This window comes from Stenotrophomonas sp. SrG, assembly GCF_050031795.1.
GTDB lineage: Bacteria > Pseudomonadota > Gammaproteobacteria > Xanthomonadales > Xanthomonadaceae > Stenotrophomonas > Stenotrophomonas rhizophila_A.
The window spans coordinates 205549-213736 of sequence record NZ_JBNBBE010000006.1; the positions used below are offsets into that span (position 1 = coordinate 205549).

General features: G+C 67.9%; 7 protein-coding genes and 1 riboswitch. Of the genes, 4 read left to right on the forward strand and 3 right to left on the reverse strand.

Features of this window, described 5'->3' with window-relative positions:
- Nucleotides 1-4 precede the first annotated feature (4 nt).
- Nucleotides 5-1000 (forward strand): alpha/beta fold hydrolase, encoded by a 996-nt coding sequence (locus tag ACQG3P_RS07945; protein ID WP_426804714.1) that lies wholly within the window; start codon nt 5-7, stop codon nt 998-1000.
- Here ACQG3P_RS07945 and ACQG3P_RS07950 read toward each other — a convergent pair.
- From ACQG3P_RS07950 to metX, 3 genes are read right to left on the reverse strand one after another with little or no spacing between them, the layout of a single operon-like run.
- The gene (locus tag ACQG3P_RS07950; RefSeq protein ID WP_426804715.1) at nt 963-2054 is read right to left on the reverse strand and encodes a homoserine dehydrogenase; all 1092 of its coding nucleotides are present in this window, start codon (nt 2052-2054) and stop codon (nt 963-965) included. The two genes, ACQG3P_RS07945 and ACQG3P_RS07950, sit on opposite strands and share 38 nt — an antisense overlap.
- The gene (locus ACQG3P_RS07955) at nt 2051-3295 is read right to left on the reverse strand and encodes an O-succinylhomoserine (thiol)-lyase (RefSeq protein ID WP_426804716.1); all 1245 of its coding nucleotides are present in this window, start codon (nt 3293-3295) and stop codon (nt 2051-2053) included. The genes ACQG3P_RS07950 and ACQG3P_RS07955 overlap by 4 nt, the downstream gene beginning before the upstream one ends.
- Entirely contained in the window at nt 3292-4320 is a 1029-nt protein-coding gene (gene metX, locus ACQG3P_RS07960) for a homoserine O-succinyltransferase MetX (protein WP_068853689.1), read from the reverse strand. The genes ACQG3P_RS07955 and metX overlap by 4 nt, the downstream gene beginning before the upstream one ends.
- A 78-nt stretch (nt 4321-4398) precedes the next feature.
- Nucleotides 4399-4518, reverse strand: a riboswitch (SAM riboswitch).
- 145 nt (nt 4519-4663) lie between these two features.
- Between metX and ACQG3P_RS07965 the strand changes: the two genes are divergently transcribed.
- The 3 genes from ACQG3P_RS07965 (at nt 4664) to trhA (ending at nt 7930) form a co-directional block, all read left to right on the forward strand.
- Complete coding sequence (locus ACQG3P_RS07965; RefSeq protein ID WP_426804717.1) at nt 4664-5554, forward strand: M23 family metallopeptidase; 891 nt, start codon at nt 4664-4666, stop codon at nt 5552-5554.
- Nucleotides 5555-5629: 75 nt separating this feature from the next.
- Nucleotides 5630-7234: a peptide chain release factor 3 gene (locus ACQG3P_RS07970; RefSeq protein WP_426804718.1), complete on the forward strand. Its 1605-nt coding sequence runs from the start codon at nt 5630-5632 to the stop codon at nt 7232-7234.
- A gap of 63 nt (nt 7235-7297) precedes the next feature.
- Complete coding sequence (trhA, locus tag ACQG3P_RS07975) at nt 7298-7930, forward strand: PAQR family membrane homeostasis protein TrhA (RefSeq protein ID WP_093532831.1); 633 nt, start codon at nt 7298-7300, stop codon at nt 7928-7930.
- The last annotated feature ends 258 nt before the right edge of the window (nt 7931-8188 follow it).

The following is an 8188-nucleotide window of genomic DNA, read 5'->3' on the forward strand; positions in this document are numbered from 1 at the left end:
CGCCATGCGCATCCTGGCCGCCGCCCTGCTTGCCTGCCTGCCCCTGACCTCGTTCGCCGCCGACACCTACGACGCGCGCCTGCAGGCCTTCGACTACGGTTGGCCGGTCAAGACCTTCAGCTTCGATTCGCAGCGCCAGCCGCTGGAAATGGCCTACCTGGACGTGGCGCCTGCCGGCCGCCAGGTCGGCACGGTGGTGCTGTTGCACGGCAAGAATTTCTGCGCGGGCACCTGGCGTGATGCCATCACCGCGTTGAGCAGCGCCGGCTACCGGGTGATTGCGCCGGACCAGATCGGCTTCTGCAAATCGAGCAAGCCACTGCGCTACCAGTATTCCTTCGGCCAGCTGGCCGCCAACACGCAGGCGCTGTTGGCGCACCTCAAACTGGACGCCACCAAAGTCGACCTGGTCGGCCATTCGATGGGCGGCATGCTGGCCGCGCGGTTCGCGCTGATGTATCCGCAGCAGCTGCGCCAGCTGGCACTGGTCAATCCGATCGGGCTGGAAGACTGGAAGGCCAAGGGCGTACCCTGGCGCAGCGTGGATGCGTGGTATGCCAACGAACTGAACACCAGTTTCGACAGCATCAAGAAGTACCAGCTTGACGTCTACTACAGCGGCCAGTGGACGCCGGAGTTCGAACACTGGGCACGCATGCAGGCCGGGATGTATGCCGGCCCCGGCAAGCAGGCCGTGGCCTGGAGCCAGGCGCTGACCTCGGACATGGTGTTCAACCAGCCGGTCGTGCATGAGCTGGCCAACATCCGCGTGCCAACCACGCTGTTCATCGGCCAGAAGGACCGCACCGCGATCGGGCGTGACCTGGCCCCGCCGGCATTGAAAGCTGCGCTGGGCGACTACCCTGCCCTGGGCAAGGCTGCCGCCGCCGCGATCCCCGGCGCGACGCTGGTGAGCTTCGACGACCTGGGGCATTCGCCGCAGGTGCAGGACCCGTCGCGGTTCAACGCGGCGTTGTTGAAGGCGTTGAAGGGCGAGTGATCGACAACACGTCGTCCAACAAGGCGGCAGCGGTGACCCCGGCCCCCGCACCCGGCCCCTGGATCAACAACGGCTGCACGTTGTAGCGGTCGCTGTGGATCGCCACGCGGTTGTCGGTCTGCGCACCGCCGGCCAGCGGATGGTCCAGCGGCACGATCCGCAGCCCGACCGAGGCGCCGTCGTGGTCGAAGCCGCCGATGAAGCGCAGGCAGCCGCCCTGCGCGCGTGCCTGCTCCCAGTGCCGCTGCAGCGGCGCGTCCAGCAGGGCCAGCTGTTCGATCGCCGCGGTGGTCGGCAGCGCCGCCAGTGCATCGGGCACCAGCGAGTTCACGGCCACCTGCTCGGCGCGCAGCGCGATGCCGCTGGCGCGGGCAAGGATCAAGAGTTTGCGGCGCACGTCCTCACCGGACAGGTCCACGCGCGGGTCCGGCTCGGTGTACCCCGCGCCCGCCGCCTCGCGCACCCACGCCGAGAAGGGGCGCTGACCGTCGTAGTGATGGAACAGCCACGCCAACGACCCCGACAGCACGCCTTCCACCCGGTGAATGCGGTCGCCGCCGGCCACCAGCCCGCGCAGGCTGCTCAACAGCGGCAGCCCTGCGCCAACCGTGGCACTGTCGCCGTAACGCGCACCACCGTCCAGCCCGCTACCCGCGATGGCCTGTGCACGCGCCAGCTGTGCGCCCTGCCCCAGCTTGTTGGCGGTCACCACGTGCACGCCGCGCGCCAGCCACTGCTCATGCCAGTTGGCCACATCGTCGCTCGCGGTGGCGTCCACCACCACGTCACCGCGTTGCAGACCTTCGGCTTCGGCCCAGGGTTGCAGCGCTGGCGCCGTGCGCGCGGCATCGTTGGCGCGCTCCAGGGCCTGTGCCGGCTGCTGTTCGCAGGCGCGTGCCGTGCGCGAGTTGGCCAGCCACGAGAACTGGGGCAACTCGACGCCTCGTGCCTCGAGCGCCTGGTAGCGCTGCACGAACGCGGTTCCAACGGTGCCCGTGCCCAGCAACGCCAAGCGACGTGGCGCCGGTCGCGCGAAAGGCAGTACCGCACTCATGCGTCCACCAGCCTGCGCTGGGCCAGCTGCGCCTGGCGGTCGATCACCGCCTGGGCCCGCTCCAGGCCGGCCTGCAGGTCCGCGACCAGGTCTTCAGCCGCTTCGATACCCACCGACAGGCGCAGCAGGCCCTCACTGATTCCCGCATGGGCGCGGGCCTCGGCGGTCATCGCCGCGTGGGTCATGGTGGCCGGGTGCGCGACCAGGCTTTCCACCCCGCCCAGCGATTCGGCCAGGGTGAAGCAGCGCAGGCCATCGACGAAGGCGCGCACCGCCGCGTGCGGGTCATCGCCCGGGCACGAGGCCAGTTCAAACGACAGCATCGCGCCGAACCCGCTCTGCTGGCGCGCGGCAATCGCGTGGCCGGGATGAGATTCCAGGCCGGGGTAGTAGACGTTGGCCACCGCATCGCTGGCGGCCAGCAGCTTCACGATGTCGGCGGTGTTTTCCTGGTGCACGCGCAGCCGCGCACCAAGCGTCCGCAGGCCGCGCAGGGTCAGGAAGGCATCGAACGGCGAACCGGTCAGGCCCAGCGCGTTGGCCCACCACACCAGCTGCTCGTGCAGCGCCGGATCGCGCGCGACCACGGCGCCACCGACCACATCGCTGTGGCCGTTGATGTACTTGGTGGTCGAATGCAGCACCACATCGGCACCGAAGGCGATCGGCCGCTGCAGCGCCGGCGACAGGAAGGTGTTGTCGACCACCACCTTCGCACCGGCGCGGTGCGCGGCATCGATGACGAAGCGCAGGTCGGTGATGCGCAGCAGCGGGTTGGACGGAGTCTCGATCAACACCAGCGTGGGCGACTGCGCCAGCGCGTCGGCCAGCGAACGCGGGTCGGTCAGGTCGGCGGTGACCAGCTGGAAGTGGCCCTTCTTGGCCAGCGCGTTGAACAGCCGCCAGCTGCCACCGTAGGCGTCGTGCGGCACCACCAGGGTATCGCCCGGTTCCAGCAGCGCATTGAGCACCAGATTGATCGCGCCCATGCCGGTGGAGGTGATCACCCCGCCAGCACCGCCTTCGAGTTCGGCCAGCGCCTCACCGAGCAGGTCACGGGTGGGGTTGCCGCTGCGGGTGTAGTCGTACTGGCGCTTGTTGCCGAAGCCATCGAAGCTGAAGTTCGACGACAGCACGATCGGCGGGGTCACCGCCCCGTGCGCGGTATCGCGATCGATACCGGCGCGCACGGCGGCGGTGACTCGGCTACAGGTCGGCTCGGAACCGGCGGACTGGCTCATGCGTGTTCTCCCGGGGTACGGAATGCGGTGGCGAGGATCGCGTCGATGCGATCGGTTTCTTTGAGGAAGGCGTCATGGCCATAGGGCGAGCGCAGCACGCGCAGGCTGCCGCGCGGGCCCAGCCCTTCAACCAGGCCGACCAGGTCGGCCAGCGGCACCAGGCGGTCGCCTTCTACGGCCACCACCACGGTGGGTACGCTGATCGCGGCGGGGTCGATGCGGTGCAGGTCGATCGATTCGGACAGGCGCAGGTAGGCCTCCACCGGGGTGCGCGCGACGTACTGCGCGCCGGCGGCATCCAGGTAATCTTCGGCCGCCACGCGGACACGCCCGTTGACCACTTCCGGCGGTGCATCGAAGCGCTCGCCAAATTCTTCCGGCGTGCGGTAGCTGAGCATGGCGAACTGCCGGGCCAGCGCCAGGCCGTGGCTTTCGCCGCACTGCAGCTGGCCCAGCGCAACCGCGCGGCGCTGCAGCGCGCGCCAAGCGGCGGCGTAGGGATGCGGCCGATGCGCGCCGCTGACCGCGACCAGCTTGGCCAACCGCTGCGGGTGGCGCACTGCGAACTGCTGGCCCACCAGCGCGCCGTAGGAATAGCCCACGAAGCACTGCAGCTGGGTAATGCCGAGGTGATCGAGCAGCAGGGCGAGCGCATCGGCCTGGTCGGCGGTGTCGATCGGCAGGTCCAGGGCGCCGTCGGCACCGATGAAATCGAAGGCCAGGATGCGGCGCGATGCGGGATCCAGCGCGCGACCGGGTGCCACCAGGCCCTCTGCCCAGCCCTTCTCGGGGAACTCGGCGTTGGCGGCCACATGCCGGTGTGCGGAAATGCCACCGGCCAGCACCACCACGGGCGCCTGTTCACGGCCCACCAGTTCGTAGCGCAGCCGCACCGGGCGTGCTCCCCCGTGGCGCATCGACAGGATCGCGGCGATCTCGCCGCGAACGGCGCTGCGCCCGGCATCAACCGGAACGCTCAAGGGGGCGAAGGAGTCCGAAGCAATGGCGGCGGTGGCGAAACTCATGGCGATATCCCGAAGAGGAAAACGGCCATCGAGCTTTCGCGGAGCTCGCGTTCGAAGCGCACGCACGGTGCACGGTTCGAACCATCTTTCGGAAGACACCACGGTCCCCGCAGGATTTGGCACCTACGCAGGTCGCTTTCGCGCCTGCGGGCTGCCCCGGCTTCAAAGGGCCTGTCCCTCTGCCGGTCTCGATGGTGGAGCCACGATGCCAGCACATTCCGGGCATGTCAATCCTTCCATCTGGATGAAGCGATATAGTTTTTTCTCATCAGCCCGCAGCCGCCCTCTTTCCTGAACGGACGCGGTTGCGTAGAGTCCGCGCACCCTTACTGGAAGCTCGCTGATGCGCCGGATCCTGCTGCTCACCCTGCTGGCGTGCCCGTTGATGGCACCGGCCGCTGAATCCAGCGGTGGAGCGGACTGGCGCGGCGGCTGGGGATTGGTGCGCCCGGCCGACCAGGCGCCGCAGGGGGCGCGGAGCGGCACGCTGGCCTCGGTGAAGCTCGAAGGGGGCGCCGCGTACTGGCAGGCGCGGGTCGACAACCACCTCACCGGTCCGGTGCAGATCGCCCTGCGCCAGGACGCGGGTGCCGCGCTGCTGCCGGGGCTGCCCCTGCAAACCGTGCTGCCCGGCTCGGCGAGCGTGGTGGTAGCGCGGCTGCAGCTGCCACCGGATACCGAACGCCTGAACCTGCTGCTGGACGCGGTTCCCGGCGACCCGGCGGCGCGGCCGCAGGACGTGGCCTACCAGCTGCCCTTCGATGCGCGCCGGTTCCAGGTCAGCCAGGCGCCGCAGGGGCGTTTCAGCCACAACGATGCTGAAAACCGCGACGCGGTGGACTTCGCCCTGCCCGAAGGCACCCCGGTGCTTGCTGCCCGCGCGGGCAAGGTGATGCAGGTGCAGGGCAACTTCAGCGGCAACGGGCAGGATCCCGCGCGCGACCGCCACCGCGCCAACTTCATCCGGGTCCTGCATGAAGACGGCAGCATGGCCGTGTACGCCCACCTGCGCGAAAACGGGGTACTGGTGCGCAGCGGCCAGCGGGTCGAGGCCGGCCAGCGCATCGGCGTTTCCGGCAACACCGGCTACAGCACCGCCCCACACCTGCATTTCGTGGTCCAGGCCAATGCCGGCATGCAGCTGCGCTCGATTCCGGTACGCATCGTGGCCCCCCAGGGCGAGCTGCACTTCGCGCGTGAAGAGGCTGACGGCGGCGACGCGGCCAGCCACTGACCCGCCGGGCGGGGCGGCCCGGTATACTGGCGGGCTTATCTCCATGAGAAGCGCCCCGGGCGGGCGCGTCACGCCATGTCCGAAGTCGCTACCGAAGCTGCGCGCCGCCGCACCTTCGCCATCATTTCCCACCCTGACGCCGGCAAGACCACGCTGACCGAGAAGCTGCTGCTGTTCGGTGGTGCGATCCAGATGGCCGGCTCGGTCAAGGGCCGCAAGGCCGCGCGCCATGCCACCTCGGACTGGATGGCGCTGGAAAAGGAGCGCGGCATCTCGGTCACCTCATCGGTGATGCAGTTCCCGTACGAAGGCAAGATCGTCAACCTGCTCGACACCCCCGGCCACGCCGACTTCGGCGAGGATACCTATCGCGTGCTTACCGCGGTGGACTCGGCGCTGATGGTGATCGACGTGGCCAAGGGCGTGGAAGAGCGCACGATCAAGCTGATGGAGGTGTGCCGCCTGCGCGACACCCCGATCATGACCTTCATCAACAAGCTCGACCGCGAGGGCAAGGAGCCGATCGACCTGCTGGACGAGGTGGAAAGCGTGCTGGGCATCCAGTGCGCGCCGGTGACATGGCCGATCGGCATGGGCCAGCGCCTGAAGGGCGTGGTCCACCTGATCAGCGGCGAAGTGCACCTGTACGAACAGGGCCGCAACTTCACCCGGCAGGATTCGACCATTTTCCCGTCGATCGATTCACCGGGCCTGGCCGAAAAGATCGGCGCGGGCATGCTGGCCGAGCTGCGCGACGAGCTGGAACTGGTGCAGGGCGCCAGCCACGCGTTCGATCTTGATGCCTACTTGGCCGGCAGGCAGACGCCGGTGTTCTTCGGTTCGGGCGTGAACAACTTCGGCGTGCAGCCGCTGCTGGACTTCTTCGTCGAGCACGCGCCGTCGCCGCAGCCACGCGCCACCACTGGTCGGGTGATCGCGCCGCAGGAAAACAAGCTGACCGGCTTCGTGTTCAAGATCCAGGCCAACATGGACCCGCAGCACCGTGACCGCGTGGCGTTCATGCGGGTCTGTTCGGGGCGCTTCGTAGCGGGGATGAAGACCTTCCACGTGCGCACCGGCAAGGAAATGAAGCTGGCCAACGCACTGACCTTCATGGCCAGCGACCGCGAAATCGCCGCTGAAGCATGGCCGGGCGATGTCATCGGCATCCACAACCACGGCACCATTTCCATCGGCGACACGTTCACCGAAGGCGAAGCGGTGAGCTTCACCGGCATCCCGAACTTCGCGCCGGAACTGTTCCGTCGCGCGCGCCTGCGCGATCCGCTCAAGCTCAAGCAGCTGCAGAAGGGCCTTGCGCAGCTGTCCGAAGAAGGCGCCACCCAGTTCTTCCGCCCGCTGATGAGCAACGACCTGATCCTGGGCGCGGTGGGCGTGCTGCAGTTCGACGTGGCCGCCTACCGGCTGAAGGACGAGTACGGCGTGGAAGCGACCTTCGAGCCGGTGAGCGTGACCACGGCGCGCTGGGTGACCTGCAACGATGCGAAGAAGCTGGAAGAGTTCCGCGAGAAGAATGCGGGCAACCTCAGCATCGACGCGGCGGGCCAGCTGGTCTACCTGGCGCCGACCCGGGTCAACCTGCAGCTGGCGCAGGAACGCGCGCCGGACGTGCGCTTCGCGGCAACCCGCGAAGCGGCGCACAGCATGTCGGTCGCCTGACCTGGCGAAACCGGCGATGATAGGGGGGAGCGGGCTCCCCCTCCCCGCGCGACGATCATCGCCATGACCTCTGTTGCTTCCGTACGTGAAGAAATCGCCAGCGCCCTGACCCACGGGCTGGGCGCGGTCGCCGCGCTTGCCGGCAGCGCGGTATTGATCACCCTGGCCGCCATCTACGGCGACGCCTGGCAGCTGGCCAGCGCCATCGTGTTCGGCGTGGCACTGCTGCTGCTTTACACGGCCTCCACGCTCTACCACGCCATCCAGCACCCGATCGCCAAGGGCCGGCTGAAAGTATTCGACCACTGCGCGATCTACCTGCTGATCGCCGGCACCTACACCCCATTCACCCTGATCGGCCTTCGCGGCCCGTGGGGCTGGGGCATGTTCACCGCGATCTGGGCGCTGGCACTGGCGGGGGTGATCTTCAAGCTGTTCTTCACCGGCCGCTTCAAGCTGCTCTCCACGATCATCTACATCGCCATGGGCTGGATGGTGCTGGTGGCGATCAAGCCGATGTGGTCCTCAATCGACGGCTGGACCCTGGGCTGGCTGTTCGCCGGTGGCCTGTCATACACGCTGGGCACCTATTTCTACCACCGCGAATCCATCCCCTACTCCCACGCGATCTGGCACCTGTTCGTGATCGGAGGAAGTGTCTGTCACTTCGTTGCGGTTACTGCACAGATTCTTTGAAGCAACGGCAACCGCAACCGCAACAGCAACAGCAACAGCAACAGCAACAGCAACAGCAGGTTGCCGTTTGCTTGCTGTTTAGGGGCGGTGTGGGTGGGTCGCCGGGACACGCCGCAAGTACGTCCTTGTAGGCTCGTTCGCGCCATCCATGGCGCTCTACGGTCCCGTCAACCCACCCACACCGCCCCTTCGACAGTTGGTCGGCCACCAACGAAGATCAAGAGCAGAAATCCGCTCCATTGTCCGCCGACGCAATGA